Source organism: Bradyrhizobium sp. Kon69, from assembly GCF_055807515.1.
Window position 1 is genome coordinate 158,323 of the sequence record NZ_JBVVOS010000006.1, and the last position, 18,879, is coordinate 177,201.

The following is an 18,879-nucleotide window of genomic DNA, read 5'->3' on the forward strand; positions in this document are numbered from 1 at the left end:
CCAGAGGATCGACCGATGACGCACGTCACCCTGCGCTCCGAATTCGAGACCCTGATCGATCCTTACGCACCGGTCGCGCAGATCGGCACCGGTTTTGACTTCACGGAGGGACCGATCTGGCATCCGGTCGATCATTATCTGCTGTTCTCGGACATGCCGGGCGACGTACGCCGGCGCTGGGATGCGCGGCGCGGCGTCGCCGAGGTCAAGCGTCCCTCGAACAAGTGCAACGGCATGACCTATGACGCCGAGCTCAATTTGATCGTTTGCGAGCACGCGACATCGTCGTTGATCCGCGAGCGGCCGGACGAGCGGCGCGAGGTGCTGGCCTCGCACTTTGGGGGACAGGAGCTCAACAGCCCCAACGACGTCTGCGTGCACTCCTCCGGGGCGATCTATTTCTCGGATCCCTGGTACGGCCGCATGCCGGTCTATGGCGTCGAGCGGCCACGGCAGCTCGGCTTCCAGGGCGTCTATCGCGTCGCGCTCGGCGCCGAGCCGAAGCTCGTCGTCGAGCGCAATCTGTTCGACCAGCCGAACGGGCTGTGCTTTTCGCCCGACGAGAAACTGCTCTATGTCAACGACACCGTGCAGGCACTGATCCGCGTATTCGACGTCAACGGCGACGGCTCGCTGTCGAGTGCGCGTGTGTTCGCGAGCGGCATCCGCTCCGAGCTCGAACCCGGCTTGCCCGACGGCATGAAGTGCGACCAGCACGGCAACGTCTGGGTTACGGCACCCGGCGGGGTCTGGGTGTATTCGCCGCGGAGCGAGCTGCTGGGCAAGCTCCGCCTTCCTGAGCTCGTGGCGAACCTTACCTGGGGCGGTCCGGATTTCCGTACGCTGTACCTGACTTCGACGCACTCGGTCTATGCCATTCCCACCAAGGTGGGACCGCGCCACGAGCCCTATATGAGCGGCAAGCGAGGCGGCGGCACAGCGGCTCCCGGCTCTGCTTCCGCTGCACCCGTCCTTGCCGACGGCGAGATGCAGATCGACCCGCGACGCTGTGCCATGATCATCCAGGACCTCCAGAACGACGTCATCATGGACGGTGGTGCATTCGCCGATTCCGGCGCTCCGGGTCACGCGAAGCAGCAGCATGTCGTCGAGAACGTTCGCCGCCTGGCAGAAACCGCGCGCGCCCGCGGCGTCGCCATCATCCATGTCTGGTTCGTCGTCGAGCCCGGCGCGCCCGGCGTGACTCTGAATGCGCCGCTGTTCGAGGGTCTTGTCGACAGCAAGGCGATGGTGCGCGGAAGCTGGGGGGCGGCACCGGTGTCAGGTCTCGAACCACGGCCCGGCGATTTCGTGGTCGAGAAGGTGCGAATGAGCGCCTGGGAAGGCACCAGGCTCGAAACGATTCTGAAAGCCACCGGTCGCGATATGATCATCAACACCGGCGCCTGGACCAACATGTCGGTCGAGCACACGGCGCGGACCGGTGCCGACAAGGGCTATTTCATGATCGTCCCCGAGGATTGCTGCTCGACCATGAACGCGGATTGGCACGCTGCATCGATCAACTTCGCCATGCAGAATGTCGCCGTCGTGACCAAGGTCGATGCGGTCATCAAAGCGCTGGGATGAGCGGTGGCGAAGCTCCTGCACCTGTCCTGCTCGCCCCGCGACGACTCCTGGTCAAGCGCCGGCGCCCACGTTTTCCTTGACGGCTTTCGCCGAACTCAGCCCGATTGGGACGTGGACGTCATGGATCTTTGGCGCGACCGCCTACCGGAGTTTTCAGGCCCCATTCTCGAAGCCAAATATGCACGGATGAAGGCGCAAGCCTTCAACGACGTGCAGCGGGACAGTTTCGCGGAAGCCGAGCGGATGGCGCTGCGCTTAGCGCTCGCCGAGCGGGTGCTGATTTCGACGCCGATGTGGAACTTCAGCATTCCCTATAAGCTCAAGCAATTCTTCGACGTCATCGTCCAGCCCGGGCTCACCTTTCGGTTCGACCCATCCCTTGGATACATCCCGTTGCTGAAGGACCGGCCGACCATCGTCATCATTGCCAGTGGCAGCGATTTCGCCACCGGCATGAACCGCGGGCGCATCGACATGGCAACGCCTTACCTGCGCGAAATTTTGCGTTTTGTCGGGATCAACGATGTCCGTTTCATTCCAATCGGACCAACCACCGGACCACAACAGCCCATTGAGGCGGCCCGCGAACGAGCCCATCAACGCCTGGCAGCAATGGCCGCGAGCTTCTGATGCGCTCCGCAAGCGAGTCGAAGTTACGGCAGATTGTCTCGCAAAAAAATGTCGATGCGGATGCGCTCCTGGTCGGGGCTGATGGGCTCACCCGAACAATGCGCGAGCAGGACTCGCGCTGCGGACCGGGCCTCGTGGCCGGGATCCTGGTTGATGATGGCATCGAGCGTGCCGCGGACCAGGAAACGCCGCGTGTATTGAGTCAGCTCGTGGGCAATCCAGACCACCTCACGCGCCCGTCCCGAGGACTCGAGCGCATCGGCGATGCCACGGTTGCCGGCGCCGCAGCAGTATATGCCGCGCAGATCGGGCTGCCGCGCGAGCAGCGCCGCAGTGAGCTCCCGCGTGCGCTCGCTGTCGTCGCGGCCCTCGATCACCGGTAGCGCGAGCAGGTTCGGATATTCGCTGGACAGGATCTGGTGGAAACCGAATTGCCGCTCGGTGTGATCGCGCAGCGACAACGACCCCGCGATCACGGCAACCGTCCCCTCGCGACCAGTGAGGAACCGTCCCATCAGCGTTGCAGCCGTGCGGCCTGCCGCCGGGTTGTCGATGCCGACATAGTGCAGGCGGCGCGAGCTCGGCGCGTCCGACACGAGGGTCACCACAGCAACCCCGCGCGCGGTGAGTTCGTCGATGGCCGCGCGCACCCTGGGATGATCGAGCGCGATCACGGCGACGCCCTGATACGCCGGCGAGAGACTTTCCAGCGCGGCGGCGAGGATGTCCGGATCGAACACGTCAACACGGAGGATATCAACGAAGCCGCGCTGGCCGGCGAGCCAGTCCGCGGTGCGCTGGACCTGCTCGGTCAGGTTGGTCATGAAGCTGTTGCTGCCGGTCGGCAGCACGAAAGCAAAGCGGAACGTCTGCCCCCGGGCAAGCCGAGCGGCCGCGACGTCGGCTCGATAGCCGAGTTTTGCCACCGCGGCCTCGACCCGCGCCACGGTCTTGGCGCGCACGCCCTCGCGCCGGTTGACGACGCGGTCGACCGTGGCGAGCGAAACACCCGCCGTGCGCGCAACGTCCTCAAGCGTGGCACGAATTACTGGCTGGCTCGCACCAGCAGTCATTCGCGCGCGGCCCACAGCAGGCCACGGGTCATCAACGTCCGGATCTCCGGTACGTCGAGCTCGTAAGCACGGTGGCCGAGCGAGGAGTAGAACACCCTGCCCGCGCCGTATCGCTTCTTCCAGACTACGGGCATTACCACGCCCTCGATCCAGGGCGCGTGCTCGCCGGTGAAGGTCGTCGTCGCCAACACCTCGTTGGCGGGGTCGATATGCATGTAGTACTGCTCGGAACGATGCTCGAAGCTCTTCAGGCCCTTCATGATGGGATCATCCGGCTTCGTCAAGTCGACCTTGTAGTCGATGATGTTGCCGGGATGCGCAACCCACTGCCCGCCGCACAGGAACTGGTAATCGACGGAATCGCGGAATGCGTCGCCCATGCCGCCATGATGACCGGCGAGCCCGACGCCGCTACGGACCGCAGCGCACAGATTGAGCGCTTCCGCCTTCTCGATTGTCGACATGGTATAGATCGGGATGATCAGCGACAGGTCGTGGATCGCGGGATCGGCGAACGCGGTGGTGGTGGTTTCGATCCGCACCTCGAAGCCTTCCGCCTTCAGCCAACCACGGATCATCGAAGCACAGAGATCGGGATCGTGCCCCGGCCAACCGCCCCATACAATCATTGCCTTGCGCATGTTTCTGTCCTTAGTCGATCTGTCCCGTTTCACGCCCGGCCGGCAGCATCGCCGGCCGCTCGACGCGGCTCTCGATCTTGACGCGCCGGCCTTCGTCGGCAGAGATCTGGAACGCCTCCATCACCTCCAGCACGTGGAAAGCGAGCGCCCCGCTGGCACGATGCGGCCGGTTGTTCAGGATCGCGGAGGCCATGTCGGCGACGCCGATGGAACGGAACTCGCCATCGACATGACCGTGGGTTAGCGGCACCGGCTCCCAGTCGCCGCCGGTCTTGGCGACCTGTACTTCGCCACCGAAGCGGTTCGGGTCCGGCACCAGCATGCTGCCTTTGTCGCCATAGATCTCGATTGGCGCGTGCCGGTGCTTGGGCACATCAAAGCTCATCGCGATCGAGACGACCGCCCCGCTCTCGAATTCGAGCGTGCCGGCGACATGGGTTGCAACTTCTACCGGGATCAGTGTTCCGTTCATCGGCTGGCTGGTGACCAGCCGCTCGGATTTCGGGCGCGCGGACGAGCCCATCACGCTCGCCACCGGGCCGAGCAGCTGCACGAGATCGGTGATGTAATACGGGCCCATGTCGAGCATCGGCCCGCCGCCACGCAAATAGTAGAAACCCGGCGCCGGATGCCAGCGTTCGTGGCCGGGGCAGCCGAAGAACGCGCTGCCAGCCACTGGCGTGCCGATCGCGCCATCGTCGATCAGCTTGCGCGCGGTCTGGTGCCCACCGCCAAGGAACGTATCGGGCGCGCAGCCGACGCGAAGGCCCTTCTGCGCGGCGAGGTCCATCACCTTGCGGGCTTCCGTGACGTTGATGCCGAGCGGCTTCTCGGAATGAACGTGCTTGCCGGCGTTCAGCACCGCCAGGCTGACATCGGTGTGGGCGAGCGGCACGGTCAGATTGATGACGATCTCGACGTCGTCTCGCTTGAGCAGTTGGTCAACCCGCATCGCCGGCAGCCCAAAGGCGGCGCCTTGCCGCTCCGCGACGTCGCTGCGCATGTCGGCGAGCGCCCTGATGTCCATCACCGGGAAACGCTGGGCCGCCTTCAGATACGCTGTGCTGATATTGCCGCAGCCGATGATGCCGATGCCGACTTTTCTCATTGTGATCTCCGTGAGGTACCGTTCATCCCTTGACCGCGCCTGCGGTGAGGCCTGCGACGATGTGTTTCTGCGCCAGGAGGAAGAGAACGATCGTCGGCAGGATGGTCAGCGTGATGAAGGCCAGGATCAGATGCCACTCGGACGAATACTCGCCCTGATAAACCATGATACCGAGCGGCCAGGGATAGAGCGCGTCGGTGTTGAGCATCACCAGCGGCAGCAGATAGGCATTCCAGCTGTTGACGAAGGTGATGGTACCGACGGTCGCCAGGATCGGCCGGGACAAAGGCAAGGTCACATAGCGGAAGAATTTGATATAGCTGCAGCCGTCGACCAGCGCGGCCTCCAGAAGTTCGTACGGGATGTCCTTGAAGAAACGCCGCAGCAGCAGCACGCTCATCGCCAGACCGAAGGCCGTCTGCGGCAGGGCAACGCCAAAATATGTATCGAGCAATCCGAGATCGCGCACCTTGATGAAGAGCGGCAGCACCGCTGTCGCGGCTGGAAACAGCAAGCCCAGCGTCAGGTAGCTCAGCAGCATCGAGCTGCCATAGAACCTGACATGGGCAAAGGTGAACGCCGCCATAGAGGCGACGATCAGGGTCAGGGCCACCGTGAGGGTCGAGATGATCAGCGAGTTGCGCAAGAGTTGCCAGTAGCGTGCAGAGAACAGGATATCAGCATAGTTCTGCCACTCCCAGTGACGTGGCAGGCCGAACGGATTGACGCGCAGTTCGCCGAGCGATTTGAAGCCACCGAACAAGGTCGCAAGCAGCGGTACCACTACGATGATGGCAACGACGGCCAGGAACACCATCTTGAACAGCATTGAGGGATCGAACGGCGCGCGGATGGCCTTGGCGTTACTCATCGCGCATGAACCATCGCTTGTACGTGAAGGCAAAGGTCACGCAGATCGCAAACAAAATGACACCGATGGCGCTGCCGTAGCCAACCCGCATGCGCGAGATGCCGTTGTTGTAGAGAAAGCTCACCATCGTGTTCGAGGAATCCGCTGGCCCACCGCGCGTCAGCGGCATGACGAGATCGAACAGCTGCAGCGAGCCAACGATGGCGAAGAACACGGAGAGCCTTATCGTTGGATAGAGCAACGGGATGACCACATGCCGCAAGGCTTGCGATCGGGACGCGCCGTCGATACGCGCCGCCTCGACCAGGCTCTTGTCGAGGCCCTGGAGCGCTGCGATGAACAGCATCATGTGGAAGCCAAAGTACTTCCAGACGATCACGATCAGAACCGCCAGCATGGCCGTATCGGTCGAGGCAAGCAGATGCGGAGGCTCGGCGCCGAAGCTGCGCCAGATCGAAGCCACAAGGCCGTAGTCGCCATCATAGACGAAGCTGAAGATCAGCCCGGTTGCGATCTCCGCCAGGATATAGGGCATGAAGAACAGCATGCGCAGCGCCACCGCCCCGCGAAAGCGTTCGGCGAGCATCAAGGCCAGCGTGAGCGCAAGCGGCAGCTGGATGGCGAGCGAAACAGCGATGATCAGCCCGTTGTTACGCAGCGCGAGCCAGAAGGCGCGGGTCTCCAGCACGAAGCGGTAATTGTCCAAGCCAATCCAGTTGGTCGGCCTGCCGAACCCGTTCCAGTTGAAGCCCGAATACCAGGCTGCTTCGCCGATCGGCAGCACAACGAACAACGTGAACAACAGCAGCGCCGGCGGCAGGAACAGGATGAGCACCGTCAGCCTGCCGTCCCAACTCGGGCCACGGACCGTGACCTGGGGCACCATCTCGCCAGCAGCGCCGATCGCCGACACGCTCGCGGTCCGCCGCGCCACCGTCAGTTGCCCTGCTTCCACGCAGTTTCGATCGCCTTGGCAGCCTCTTGCGGGCTCATGCTGCCGCCGGCGATTTCGGCCGTGACGTCGTTGACGACGCGGCCGACCGACGGACCCAGGCTCTGGTCATAGAAGTTCTGGTGGTAGTTCGACTTCGCCAGATTGGCGGCGATCAGCTTCATGAAGCTGTTGTTCAGCCCTGCGTCCGCGCCCTGCACCACCGGGATGATGAAGTTGCCGGCGGCAAGCCGCGTCTGCACCTCTTTGGAGACGAAGTATTTCAGGAAATCGACAGCCTCCTTCGGGGAGCCTTTCGTAATCAGCCAACCGGTGATGCCGCCGAGTGTATCGGTGGGCGCCCCCTTGCCGCCGGTCACGACCGGGAAGTCGAACCAGCACATCTTGTCCTCGTTCAATCCAACCTTGTCGGCGGCGAGCGCGCGCTGCAGATGATAGACTGTGCTGATCGCGAGCGTCATCGCCGCCTTGCCGTCGCCAAAATAGCCGACCGCCTGCGGATTCTTGAAACCCAGGAAGCCATTCTGGAACGGCTGGAGATCCACGAGCTGCTTGAACAGCTCGCCGGATTTCTGGAAGGTTTCCCCGGCAAAGCCGCCGTTCTCGCCGCGCAGCGCCGCATCGAACGCCGCCTTGCCGCCGATGCGCACCGCAAGATGGGTCCAGTAGAAGTGCAGCGGCCATTTGTCGGCCCCGCCGACCACGATCGGGGTCACGCCGGCGGATTTCAACGCCTTCACGGCAGCAAGCAGATCGTCCCAGCTCTTGATCCCGGCAGGATCGACCTTCGCCTTGGCCATCAGCTCCTTGTTGCAGAGGAAGCCGACCTGCGAGAGCGCGGTGGGCAGACCATAAACGCGGCCGTTGCTGGTGAAGGCGGCGAGCGCCGCGGGTGTGAGACTGTCGCTGTAACCCTTCACAGAATCGGTGATGTCGTCGAGCACGCCGGCCTCGATCTGCGTCTTCAGGACACCGCCCGCCCAGCTGTAGATGATGTTGGGCCGGTCTTTGGATTGGAGGATGGTCGGCAGCTTGGCCTTGTAGGCCTCGTTCTCTAGGAACTGCATCTCGACCTTGACGCCCGGATGCGACCCCTCATAGGCGCGCGCGACCTCCTCCCAGATTTTGACCTGGGCCGGGTTGGCCTCGATGTGCAGCCATTTCACCGTCGTATCGGCCGCAGCGAGTTTCGCTCCGAACAGGCATGCGACAACGGCCAGTCCCAGTTTCCCGAGCAGTCTCATCACATTCCTCCCAACGGCTCTTATTCTTGGTGCAATCCTGCCTTCGATTTTTGAGGTACGCAACTGAAATTCTGATCTATGCACCTCACGAAGGAGATCGCTAAGGTGCGCGCGAGAGTCGGGCGGCGCGTCGCGCTGCCCCAATGCAAATCGAGGGATATCCATGGCTGCCGTTTATTCCGACCTCGCCGGCAAGGTCGTTCTCGTCACCGGGGGCGCATCCGGAATTGGCGCTGCGATCGTGCGGCGCTTCGCCCAGCAGAAATCCAATGTCGTGTTCTTCGACATCAAAGTCGACGAGGGCCAATCCCTGGCACGCGAGCTGTCGGATCAAGGTCTTAGCGCGCGTTTCATGCGTGTCGACTTGACCGATATCGCCGCGTTACGTGCCGGCGTCGCGGAGGCGCGCAACATGCACGGCGCAATCAACATCCTCGTCAACAATGCCGCGCATGACGAACGGCACAGCACCGAGGAAATGACCCCGGAATATTGGGACAACCGTATCGCGGTCAACTTGAAGCACCAGTTCTTTGCTGCGCAGGCCGTGTTGCCGGACATGAAGGCGGCGAACGCCGGCGCCATCGTCAATTTCGGCTCGGTGTCGTGGATTGCCGGACAAGGCGGCATGGCCGCCTACACCGCCAGCAAATCAGGCGTGATCGGTCTCACGCGCTCTCTGGCGCGCGATTACGGCGCCTACAACATCCGCGTGAACGCAATCGCGCCGGGATGGATCATGACCGAGCGCCAGCTCGATAAATGGATGACGCCAGAGGGCGAGGTCGAGCTGATGCAACGACAATGCCTGAAGCGCAAGCTCGTGCCGGACGAGGTCGCGAAGTTCACCATCTTCCTCGCTTCCGACGAGGCCTCCGCCTGCACAGCCCAGCACTACATCGTCGATGGCGGCTGGGTCTGAGGCGGACCAGAGCAGATCGTGCATTTGCTGGCGAACGGATCGAACCTCGTCAACCAAGCTCCTGCCGAACCTTGGCCGCCGCATCGCACATGGCCTTCAATTTCCCGAACGCGACGGCGCGTGGCATGTATTTCATGCCGCAATCGGGCGCCGGAACGAGACGATCGGGCGACACATATTTCAGGCCGTTGCGAATGCGGTCGGCGACCGTGTCGACGCTCTCGATCTGGGGGTCTGCGAGGTCGAGCACACCGAGCATGATCTTCTTTGACGAGAGGTCCTTCAGAACACCGAGGTCGAGTTTCGGCTGCGCCGCCTCGATCGAGATCTGGTCGGCAGTCGTATCGTCGAGCTCGGCGAGGAACGAATAGCCGGCCGGCTTGTTCGAGCCTGGCACGACCGCCGCATAGCCGAAACAGAGATGCACGACCGTCGGCACCGTGATGCCCTTCAAAGCGCGGTTGATCGCCTTGACGGCGTAGCGCTTGGCGGAATCCGGATTGTTCCGCACCCAGGGCTCGTCGAGCTGGATCACGTCTGCGCCTGCTCTTTGCAGATCGAGTGCTTCGGCATTGACGGCCTCCGCCAAGGCCATCGCGAGCTCTTCGTCGTCCTTGTAGAACTCGTTCTTGGCCTGCTGGCTCATGGTGAACGGACCCGGCAGGGTGATCTTCGCTGCACGATCGGTATTCCTGCGCAGGAACTGCATGTCGTGCAGCTCGACCGGTCCCTTGCGTTTCACCGGGCCGACGACGCGCGGCACCGGGGTCTGGGTGTTGCCGGTGCGCGCAACGATCATCGCGGGATTGTCTCCGTCGATCCCGTCGAGCGCCGTGGCGAAGCGGTTGGAGTAGCTCTCGCGGCGGATTTCGCCATCGGTCACGATATCGATGCCGGCGCGCTCCATGTCGCGGATCGCGACGATCGTCGCATCGTCCTGGGCCTCCTCCAGATGTTCCGCTGGCAGCCGCCACATGTCGTGCAGGCGCGTGCGCGGCACCACCTTCGACAGCATGGCGCGATTCACCAGCCATTCCGGTTGCGGATAACTTCCGACCACCGTGGTCGGGAGGATATGCGTTGGCATCGGCATAGGGATCTCCTTCTTTTTGTCGTCGAGCGCAGCCAAATCAAGCTGCGCGCGTCGCCTCAGCCGGCACTTCGTCCTTGACGGGATTGCGGAGAATCCCGATCCCGGAGATCTCGATCTCCACAACGTCGCCGCCCTTCATCCATAGCGGCGGATTACGATAAGCGCCGACACCGCCGGTCGTGCCTGTGACGATGACGTCGCCTGGCGCGAGCTCGGTGAAGGTCGAGCAATAGGCAATCAACGCAGGCACATCGAAGACGAGATCGGAGATCGGGGCCTTCTGCACCTCGACGCCGTTGAGCCGGGTGATCAAGGTCTGCCTACTGACGTCGGTCAATTCGTCGGTCGTGACCATCCAGGGCCCAAAGCCGCCTGTGCCGGCGAAATTCTTGCCGGGCGCGAATTGCGAGGTGTGGCGCTGCCAGTCGCGGATGCTGCCGTCATTGTAGCAGGCATAACCGGCGACATGGCTCAACGCGGCTTCGCGCGAGATGCGGCGGCCGGCCTTGCCCATGACAACCGCCATCTCGCCCTCATAGTCGAAGCGCTCGGATTCGAGCGGCCGGATCATCGGCTGGCCATGTCCGACCTGGCTGTTGGCGAAGCGGGTGAAGATCATCGGGTGTGGCGGAGTGGGATGGCCGCTCTCGGCGAGATGCGTGGCGTAGTTGACGCCGATGCAGAAAATCTTGTCGGGATCGGGGACCGTCGGCAGCAGCGTGACGTCCTGCAGCGCGTAGTCGGGCTTCTCGCCGGCAAGCTTCTTCAGTTCGTCGAGCGATCCCTTGGCAAGCAGCATCTTCAGCGTCGGATAGGCCTTGAGACGCTTGCCGGCATCGATGACGCCGTTGTCGGTGACAATGCCAAAGCTCGCGGTGCCAGCGATCGTGAAACTTGCGATTTTCATCAGTCAAACGCTCTCTTCGATGGAGGAAACATAGTCGTTGATCGGAAGTGCGATCGCGCCGTTGCGGATCGGAACGCATTGCGGTGGGAAATCCTGGCGGAAGCGGGCACCGGCCGCCTCCGCGCGGTCGAGGAACTGCTCCAGATGGTCCATCGCACCGGTTGGAAGATCGTGCAGGACCATCAGCGTCCAGAGCTGCCGGCTGCACTGGACAGCGGCGCGCTCGCTCCAGCCGTCGGGATCGTCCCAGTCGCGGGGGATCGCATTCCAGAGCACGCAGCTGTGCTTGTTGCGGGTGAGATAGTCGACGACGGATGGTTTCAGCAGCCGCGTATCAAGATTGCCGCCGCCACCGAACGGCCGGAACCAGCGCTGTGGATGGGCGAGATCACCGATCGCGGCCTGTGTGCGGCCAATTTCGCTCTTCGCTGTATCGCGATCCGGCTGCTCACCGAGCGGGACGCTGTGGGTGAAGGTGTGATTGCCGATCCAGTGCCCCTCCCCGTGCGCTCGCATGGCAAGGCCATGCCGCGCGGGATCGGCGAGCTTCTCGCCGATGACGAAAAACGTGGTCTTGATGCCGCGCTCTCCGAGAATGTCGAGCACGCGCGGCGTCACGTTGGGATCGGGGCCGTTGTCGAATGTCAGGGTGAGATCGAACACGCGAAATTTCCTAGGTCGCCGGCTGCATCGCGCCCGATGCGAGATCGTCGTTTGCCTGACCAGCGCGCGTGCCGGTCTGCCAGATCGCCGCCTTGCGCTCGATCCCCCGGATCGCGGCATTGAAGGCGATCGCCATGAACAGCACGAGGAGGACGCCGGCGAACACGTGCGGACTGTCGAGGATCGTGCGGTAGCGCGAGATCAGATAACCGATGCCGGCCGAGGAGATCAGCATCTCCGAGACGGCGACGCCAACGATCACCAGCGCGCCTCCCACGCGGAGCCCCGACAGCACTGTCGGAATCGCCGCGGGAATGATGACGCGAACCAGCCGCTGGCTCAGCGTGGCGCCCATGCTGCGTGCCGCGAGCAGCAGTTGAGGGTCGATGGTCTGGATGCCGGCGGCGGTGGCCAGCATCGTTGGCAGGAAGCCGTAAATCGAGGCGAAGGCGATCTTGGATTCGGAGCCGATGCCGAGCCACACCGTGAAGACGGGATAGAGGATCACGAGCGGCACGGCATAGAGGCTCGACACCATCGGCATGATCAGGACTCGCGGACGCGGCAGGCTGCCGACGATAGCGCCAAGCAGGATGCCGCCGCCGCAGGCGAAGGCCATGGAGACCACGACTTCGTAAAGCGTCACCGCGAGCGCATGACCGTATTCGGGTGCCTCGGTCCATCCGGCGATCAGCGTCGATGACAGGGACGGCAGGAACAGCTCGGGAATGAGACCTGTGCGCGGCAGCAGCTCCCACAGCGCGATCAGGCCGACCACGATCAGATGTCGCAGCGTCTTCGCACTTATCTTCGCGGTCATCTTCTTCGCAGTCATCTCGGCGCTCATCTCCGCCTCACGCCGATTTGCGGATATGCCGCCAGATGCGGTCGCGCAAGCTCCCGAAGGCATCGCCGCTCAGCATCTCGTAGGTGCGGGGCCGCGGCAGCTGGACCTGGAGATGATCGACGATGCGGCCGGGCCGCGCCGACATCACGATCACCTCGTCGGCGAGATAGACCGCTTCGGTGAGGCTGTGCGTGACGAAGACGACGGTCTTGCCTGTCGCCGCCCAGATGCGTAGCAGCTCGTCACCCATGGTCATGCGGGTCTGCTCGTCGAGCGCTGCGAACGGCTCGTCCATCAGCAGCACCGGCGGGTCCTGCACCAGCCCGCGCGCGATCGAGACGCGCTGCTTCATGCCGCCCGAGAGCTCGTGCGGATGGCGCCTGCCGAATCCGTCGAGGCCGACCAGCGTGAGCGCATCCTGCGCCTTGGCGCGGCGCTCCGCCTTGGGCACGCCACGCAGGGCCAGCGGAAACTCGACATTGTCTTCGGCCGTCAACCAGGGAAACAGGCTCGCCTCCTGGAACACCACGCCGACCCTGTCCGGATCGGGCTGCGGAATCGGCGCGCCATTGATCGTGATCGTGCCCGAGGTCTGCTGGCGCAGGCCCGCCATCATCATCAGAAGCGTCGACTTGCCGCAACCGCTCGGGCCGACCAGCACGACGAAGCGACCCGGCTTGATATCGAGCGAAACGTCTTCCAGGGCGACCACGTCCTGAGACCTGGTCTTGAAGACCTGGCCGACATTCTTCACCTCGATCGCGCCGGCGCGCGCGGGAGGCTTCAACGGGGTCACGTTCGCCAATGGCTGCATCGCGTTTCCACCCATCTGACAAGTTCGTTGAAGGTCATTGCGATCGCGGCGACCATCACGACGCCGGCGAGAAGCTGCTTCATCTGGAAGTTCTCGCCCCAGGTCGCGATCTGGTGGCCGATGCCGTCGCGCGAGGCGTACATCTCGGCAAGGATCACCCCGGTGAGGTTGAAGATCATGGAGATCCGCAGGGCCTCCAGCAGCACCGGCAGCATGCTCGGCAGATAGACCCGGAACGCGGTCTGCATCGGAGTTGCACCATAGGAGCGCGCCACCGTGAGATGCTCGACCTTGACCGACTCCACCGCCGTGGTCGTCGACATGATCACGATGAAGATCGTGGAGAAGAATCCAAAGCCGACCTTCTGGGCGAAGCCGACGCCGAATACGAGGATGAACATCGGCAGGAAGATCGACTTCGGGATGCTGAAGGCGAAGAACAGCAGCGGCTTGGCCACGTCGGCGAAGTAGCGGTTCTCCGCAACCAGGAAGCCGATCACGGCACCGAAGGGGACGGCCAGCGCGAACGCAGCCAGCACTTCGGTCGCCGTCACCATCAGGTCTTTCCGCACGGCGGCGCGCTGCAGGAGGTCGCCTAATGTCGCAAACGTGTCGGACGCCGAGGGCAGCAGGCGCGGATTGACGATGCCGGTGCGCGACAGCAACTCCCACAGCGCCAGGACCGCGATGACGATCGCGATCCGCGCGAGCTTGATGGCGAGCGAGTTCTGCATCGTCACGGCCTGGTCGGAACCGGCTTGAATCTGGTCGAGATCACGTCCTCGACCGGCACGATGTCCTTGAGCCCGCCGAGCTTGGCGAGGTCCAGCGACAGCTGCACGGCCGCGTTCACGTCAGGTGCGCCCATGTCGCCGCTGGTCTCGAGCTTCATGATCGTGTTGTCGTATTCCAGGGCGGCGATCTCGGCCGGCATCTCGTAGAGCTCGGCGATCAGCTTGACGGTCACGTCGCGGTTGGCGCGCATGAACGCAACCGCGCCATAGAGGGCGTTCACCGCCTTCTGGACCAGCTGAGGCTTTGTCTCCGCCAATTTGTCGAGCACGATCCAGCCTGCCGTGAGGTTCGGCGGCACCGCCGTGGCGTAATCGAGGATCGACTTGGCTTCGCCCGACTTCGCGATCTGGAAGCTCAGCGGCGAATAGACCACGGCGGCCTCGACGTTGCCTGCCAGGAGGTTCGGCACCAGACCGCCGCCCCCAACCGGGACGCGGGTGAAATCGATCTTCTTGTCCTGGAGTGTCCACAGCGCGAGCAGGTCGGAACCGGAGCCGGCGGCGGTGATTGCGACCTTCTTGCCGTTGAGGCCCTTGACGTCGAGCGTCGACTTGGCCGGGACCATCAACTGCCAGCCAAAATTTCCCATCGCGGCATTGGCCACGATCCGTGACATCACACCCTTCTTGCGTCCCGCGGAGACCAGCGAGGGCGGATCGAGTATGATATCGGCCGCGCCCGCAGCCATGCCTTCGAACGTCTCTGCACCGCTGCGGTAGATCGTCAGTTCGGCCTGGATGCCTTCCTTCTCGAACAATTTTTGCCGTACGGCCGTCTCGGCGATCGTCGTCGGCCAGTAGGTCTTGGTCGGCAGGCCGACGCGAATGGTTTCGGCGGCGGTGGCAGGGCCGGCGAGCACGCCGGCTGCGAAGAGCGACGCCAATAGCGCCTTGCGGCGAGTTATTTTCATGATCTGTTTCCTCCCGGTCTCTGTTTTTCTGTGCCGGATTTTTCCGGATTGTCAGTTCGCGCCGTTCACCTCCGCAATGCGAGGCGCGGCGAGCTCGACAAACTCTTTGGTGATGCCGAAGTGCTTTGCCAATGCGCGAACCGCCGCATCCGCGTCACGTTTGACGACGGCAGCGACGATCGATTTGTGTTCAGCCTCAACATCGCGCGGCTTGCCGACCTCCCTGCGGATCGAGAGGCGGCGATATCGCTCGCTCTGCTCGTGCAGCACGTCACGGAAGCCGAGCAGCCACGGCGAGCCGCAGGCATTGACCAGTGCACGATGGAAGATGCGATGGCGGACCACCCACTCCTCATAATGCACCGTCGGATCGTCGGGATAGCGATAGGGAACGGCCTTCAGGTCCGCCCAGGCGGATTTCACCGAGGCAAGCCAGGCATCGTCGCCCCGCTCGATCGAGCGACGGAGCGCAAGGCCCTCGATGTCGATCCGGGTCTGCGTCACGTCGGCGAGATCGGCGAGCGACACCGGGCTCACCCGGAAGCCACGCTGGTCGGACGCCAGCACGAGCCCGTCGGCGACCAGTCGGGAAAGTGCCTCACGTACGGCGGCGAGGCTCACGGAAAACTGCTTGGCGAGGCCGGCGATATGCAGCTTCTGCCCCGGAAGCAGCCGCGTCGCCAGGATGTCGGCGCGCAAGCGCTCGTGCAACGCAGATGTCAGGCTGCGCGGACCATCCCCGGGGCTTCCGGTCATATGAAACTGAAGCGGACCCATGGGTCGAATGATGGCAAGGCAACGCGGAGGGGTCAATAGAAAATCGAAAATCGATTTTTCTGATCGGGATCAGGTCGCGCCCTGTTGGACGCCCCCGGCATGGAACGACCCATCCCCGATCAGCCATCTCTGGATCCCCAAAACGGACGACCGGACCAGATCGGCGCAGGCATGGTGTCCCGCCACCGCGCTCGTACAAAACTGATCGGCGCGCCGCTACTTTGCCAGGCGGAACTTCCCGCCTTCGACCTTGATCAGGAAGGCCGAGCGTTCATCATAGCCGTTGTGATCGGCCTTGCTCATGTTCGACAGCCCATTGTTGAGATAGATGTTCTGGCCACGTTCGAGTGCGTCCCGCAGCGCCGCGCGAAATTCGGTTGTGCCGGGCTTTGCCGTCTTCAGCGCATCCGGTGCGGCTTTTCCGATCAGCGCGACGACATCCCAGAGGTGAGCAGCGAACATGTTGGGCTTTTGCCCGTTCGCCGCTTCATACGCGGTCACGAACTCCTCCGTCGAGCGACGGAACGGATCTCCCGTGGGAAGATCGGCGGCAATGGTAAAAGCCTCGCCCGCGAATACGGCACCTTCGACGTTCGCGCCACCGAGCTTGATGAACTCCTCACTGGCCACGCCGTGTGTCTGAAATATCTTCCCGGCGTATCCGCGCTCGCGGAGCGCCTGCTGCGGCAAGACCGCCGGAGTTCCTGCGGACGCGATGAAGACGGCGTCGGGATTGGTCGACATCACCTTCAGCGCCTGACCGGTGACGCTGGTGTCGGCGCGTGCATAGACCTCATGTGTGGTGACGGTCAGCCCCAACGCGGGCGCGAGGCGGCTCACCTCCTTGTAGTAGCCCTCGCCGTAGCCATCCGAAACGCCGATATAGCCGAGCGTCTTCACGCCTGATGTCGCGATATGCTTGAGGATGGCGGCCGCCATGAGATCGTCATTGGGAACGACCTTGAAGGCCCAGGCGCGCTTCTCATCCATCGGTTGGACGATGGCAGTAGCGGCAGCGAGCGACAACAGCGGCGTCCTCGATTCAAGCGCGACATCCAGCATCGGCATGGTCACCGGGGTCAGAGAGGAGCCGACCAGCACGTCGACCTTGTCCTGGATCACCAGCCGGCGTGCGTTCTGGACTCCTTTGGTCGAATCCGACTCGTCGTCCAGGACGATATAGGTGACCTTCTCTCCACCGATCTCTTTCGGAAGAGCTGCAACCGTCTTGAGCTGCGGTTGGCCCAGTGCGGATCCCGGGCCACTTGCCGAAATCACGATTCCAATCTTGATGTCCGCGTGAGCAGCATGTCCATAAAGGACGCATGCCACAAGAAGCGAGGCTCGCGCGAAACCGATCTTCATGCCCTGTTCCTCCCCGTCCGCTTTGATGCCTCCGCCGGGTACATCGGCGAGCTTGCAGTGCTCCCCAGGAGGCGCCGTCGCTGCCCAGAAGGCGTCCCGCGGTCCCGAGTAACCAGGCGGATCATGCTAAGCGGATCGCAGCCACGTGTCTGTCCCTAGCGTTAGGGACAAGAAGTAGGCGGACGCACCGCCGCATCCTCGCGGCGCAAATCGCCCGAGCTTTGCTTCGTCATTCCACCCTCTTGTCCAAGAGGGCGCAGGGAAGGCCGGGTGCCGGCTGGCACCCGCGGTCCGCTGCGCGAAAAGCACACGCAGGAAAACCGCACAGCAGCATACAGGTGTAGCCAATCACTCGGCCTTCCCTGCGCGATGGTCGGACGGCTTATGCCGTGCTCTCCCGGGAGCCGAACTTTCCTTCTGGCCTCCCTCGCCCCGCGAATTGGATGATGCTGTCTGCCCGGTTGGGCTCGCACACACCTCCGCGACAGCTTGACCGTAGCAACGACGGCCAGGACCACACGGTTTTGCCGTACGCGCGGCCCGCCATTTCGCCGCAGTTTTTCCAGCCCTGTCGGCCGAGCCGGAAACTTACAGGCGAGACGAAGCCTAGCAGCGCCGCTCGTCCGCACGCGGTTGCGGGCTCACAGGGACTACCCGCCCTGCCCGCACCATCTCGTGCCGACGCTGCCGCGTCCATCGCAAGCCCGGCTCGCAATCAAGACGACAACGAGATCGCCCCTCAAGGATGAGCCGGGATGACCGACAAATACGTCAAAACCGAATTTCGGTAAAGTGGAATATTTGCGCGGGGAGGGGTTGACGGGGTGGCGGGTGTTTTGCCCGACGGGCGAGAAGTACCCTGCGCCCATCGAATAGATGCGCGCCTTCGCCCCACCAGAGAACGGACTTCGCGCAATGCAACCTGGCCGGCGCCTCACGAAGACCCGTCTTGCACTTGGGCAACCAATCGACCGTCTAAACGCACGCGACCAGAATCGAGCAGATCAGTCAGCGCAGATTCCACGACCTCACGTAACTGAGCACTCGTCGCTCCAAATCCAAATAATCGCGCCACAGCCTGAGCCAATTGATCATGTTCGGCACCATAATTTTCGGCCACAACTTGCTGGATCGGTGTCTCATGAGGCTCTACCTGCCGTCGGACTGAAAGCTTCGCCTCTTCGTATCGAGCAACGGCCGCCTGCTTCTCAGGACCGATTTCCGCGACAACAACTGCGACCTCCAGTTCTTTGTCAGCCGCTGAGGATCTGGCCGGATTCTCTGATGCAATGTCCGTGACCGCTGCAGCTCTCGACCTATCCTGCTTCGCATATCTAGGGCTGCCCCGCCAACGGCACGGTAAACCACGCTTGATTACAACATACCCAGAGGAATGGACCGCGCATTACCTCTTCGGCGCCCTGGTCCTCGCCGTGCGCGAAGATGACGCTTGGCGCTACATCAGTCATGTCGGTACTGGCTTCAACCATAAGGTCCTGGAAGACATCCATGCCAAGCTCGTGAAGTTGAGGGCCGCCAAATCACCCTTTCCTGCCAGAGTGAAGGACGAGGCGAACACGACCTGGGTCAGGCCTTCGTTGGTGGCCGAGGTCAAATTCGCTCCAGATCCGACTTTCTGGTAGCCCTCTTTCGGCTGTCAATCGTCTGGTCGAGCCA

At 63.1% G+C, this 18,879-nt stretch carries 18 protein-coding genes and 1 pseudogene; 4 read left to right on the forward strand and 15 right to left on the reverse strand.

Features of this window, described 5'->3' with window-relative positions; translation table 11 throughout:
• The first annotated feature begins 15 nt into the window (after positions 1-15).
• Together AC0L3U_RS10605 and AC0L3U_RS10610 are read left to right on the forward strand one after the other, a co-directional pair.
• A complete protein-coding gene (locus AC0L3U_RS10605; protein ID WP_473361707.1) occupies positions 16-1,590 on the forward strand; it encodes an isochorismatase family protein in 1,575 nt (524 codons plus the stop codon).
• Between the two features lie 3 nt (positions 1,591-1,593).
• Positions 1,594-2,220: an FMN-dependent NADH-azoreductase gene (locus AC0L3U_RS10610; protein WP_473361708.1), complete on the forward strand. Its 627-nt coding sequence runs from the start codon at positions 1,594-1,596 to the stop codon at positions 2,218-2,220.
• Positions 2,221-2,243: 23 nt separating this feature from the next.
• Here AC0L3U_RS10610 and AC0L3U_RS10615 read toward each other — a convergent pair whose 3' ends face one another.
• The 6 genes from AC0L3U_RS10615 to AC0L3U_RS10640 are packed head-to-tail and all read right to left on the reverse strand — an operon-like array spanning position 2,244 to position 8,109.
• Positions 2,244-3,293: a LacI family DNA-binding transcriptional regulator gene (locus AC0L3U_RS10615; protein ID WP_473361709.1), complete on the reverse strand. Its 1,050-nt coding sequence runs from the start codon at positions 3,291-3,293 to the stop codon at positions 2,244-2,246.
• Positions 3,290-3,934 (reverse strand): ThuA domain-containing protein, encoded by a 645-nt coding sequence (locus AC0L3U_RS10620; protein WP_473361710.1) that lies wholly within the window; start codon positions 3,932-3,934, stop codon positions 3,290-3,292. The genes AC0L3U_RS10615 and AC0L3U_RS10620 overlap by 4 nt, the downstream gene beginning before the upstream one ends.
• 10 nt (positions 3,935-3,944) lie before the next feature.
• The gene (locus AC0L3U_RS10625; RefSeq protein WP_473361711.1) at positions 3,945-5,042 is read right to left on the reverse strand and encodes a Gfo/Idh/MocA family protein; all 1,098 of its coding nucleotides are present in this window, start codon (positions 5,040-5,042) and stop codon (positions 3,945-3,947) included.
• A 22-nt stretch (positions 5,043-5,064) separates the two neighbouring features.
• Positions 5,065-5,913 carry a carbohydrate ABC transporter permease gene (locus tag AC0L3U_RS10630; protein WP_473361712.1) on the reverse strand — a complete coding sequence of 283 codons (849 nt, stop codon included), beginning with the start codon at positions 5,911-5,913 and terminating at the stop codon, positions 5,065-5,067.
• Positions 5,906-6,847 (reverse strand): carbohydrate ABC transporter permease, encoded by a 942-nt coding sequence (locus tag AC0L3U_RS10635; protein WP_473361792.1) that lies wholly within the window; start codon positions 6,845-6,847, stop codon positions 5,906-5,908. Before AC0L3U_RS10635 ends, AC0L3U_RS10630 begins: the two co-directional genes overlap by 8 nt.
• A gap of 2 nt (positions 6,848-6,849) precedes the next feature.
• Entirely contained in the window at positions 6,850-8,109 is a 1,260-nt protein-coding gene (locus AC0L3U_RS10640) for an extracellular solute-binding protein (RefSeq protein ID WP_473361713.1), read from the reverse strand.
• A gap of 163 nt (positions 8,110-8,272) precedes the next feature.
• Here AC0L3U_RS10640 and AC0L3U_RS10645 point away from each other — a divergent pair, with 163 nt between their 5' ends.
• Positions 8,273-9,031 carry an SDR family NAD(P)-dependent oxidoreductase gene (locus AC0L3U_RS10645; protein WP_473361714.1) on the forward strand — a complete coding sequence of 253 codons (759 nt, stop codon included), beginning with the start codon at positions 8,273-8,275 and terminating at the stop codon, positions 9,029-9,031.
• A 49-nt stretch (positions 9,032-9,080) separates the two neighbouring features.
• On the opposite strand, the gene AC0L3U_RS10650 is transcribed toward AC0L3U_RS10645, so the two are convergent.
• The 9 genes from AC0L3U_RS10650 to AC0L3U_RS10690 all read right to left on the reverse strand — a co-directional run bounded on the left by AC0L3U_RS10650 (position 9,081) and on the right by AC0L3U_RS10690 (position 17,202).
• Positions 9,081-10,124: a uroporphyrinogen decarboxylase family protein gene (locus tag AC0L3U_RS10650; protein ID WP_473287444.1), complete on the reverse strand. Its 1,044-nt coding sequence runs from the start codon at positions 10,122-10,124 to the stop codon at positions 9,081-9,083.
• A gap of 37 nt (positions 10,125-10,161) precedes the next feature.
• On the reverse strand, positions 10,162-11,031 hold the full coding sequence (locus AC0L3U_RS10655) for a fumarylacetoacetate hydrolase family protein (RefSeq protein ID WP_473361715.1): 870 nt from the start codon (positions 11,029-11,031) through the stop codon (positions 10,162-10,164).
• A gap of 3 nt (positions 11,032-11,034) precedes the next feature.
• Positions 11,035-11,694, reverse strand: a complete 660-nt coding sequence (locus tag AC0L3U_RS10660) for a polysaccharide deacetylase family protein (protein ID WP_473361716.1) — start codon at positions 11,692-11,694, stop codon at positions 11,035-11,037.
• Positions 11,695-11,704: 10 nt separating this feature from the next.
• Positions 11,705-12,541: an ABC transporter permease gene (locus AC0L3U_RS10665; protein ID WP_473361717.1), complete on the reverse strand. Its 837-nt coding sequence runs from the start codon at positions 12,539-12,541 to the stop codon at positions 11,705-11,707.
• A 7-nt stretch (positions 12,542-12,548) separates the two neighbouring features.
• Positions 12,549-13,355, reverse strand: a complete 807-nt coding sequence (locus tag AC0L3U_RS10670) for an ABC transporter ATP-binding protein (protein WP_456764975.1) — start codon at positions 13,353-13,355, stop codon at positions 12,549-12,551.
• Entirely contained in the window at positions 13,334-14,089 is a 756-nt protein-coding gene (locus AC0L3U_RS10675; protein ID WP_247433352.1) for an ABC transporter permease, read from the reverse strand. The genes AC0L3U_RS10670 and AC0L3U_RS10675 overlap by 22 nt, the downstream gene beginning before the upstream one ends.
• Before the next feature lie 2 nt (positions 14,090-14,091).
• On the reverse strand, positions 14,092-15,060 hold the full coding sequence (locus AC0L3U_RS10680; protein WP_473361718.1) for an ABC transporter substrate-binding protein: 969 nt from the start codon (positions 15,058-15,060) through the stop codon (positions 14,092-14,094).
• Between the two features lie 51 nt (positions 15,061-15,111).
• The gene (locus tag AC0L3U_RS10685; protein ID WP_473287449.1) at positions 15,112-15,816 is read right to left on the reverse strand and encodes a GntR family transcriptional regulator; all 705 of its coding nucleotides are present in this window, start codon (positions 15,814-15,816) and stop codon (positions 15,112-15,114) included.
• 237 nt (positions 15,817-16,053) lie between these two features.
• Entirely contained in the window at positions 16,054-17,202 is a 1,149-nt protein-coding gene (locus AC0L3U_RS10690) for an ABC transporter substrate-binding protein (RefSeq protein WP_473361719.1), read from the reverse strand.
• 1,412 nt (positions 17,203-18,614) lie between these two features.
• On the opposite strand from AC0L3U_RS10690, the pseudogene AC0L3U_RS10695 reads away from it, so the two are divergent.
• Positions 18,615-18,824, forward strand: a pseudogene (locus tag AC0L3U_RS10695) (ATP dependent DNA ligase); the annotation flags it as partial.
• Positions 18,825-18,879 lie beyond the last annotated feature (55 nt).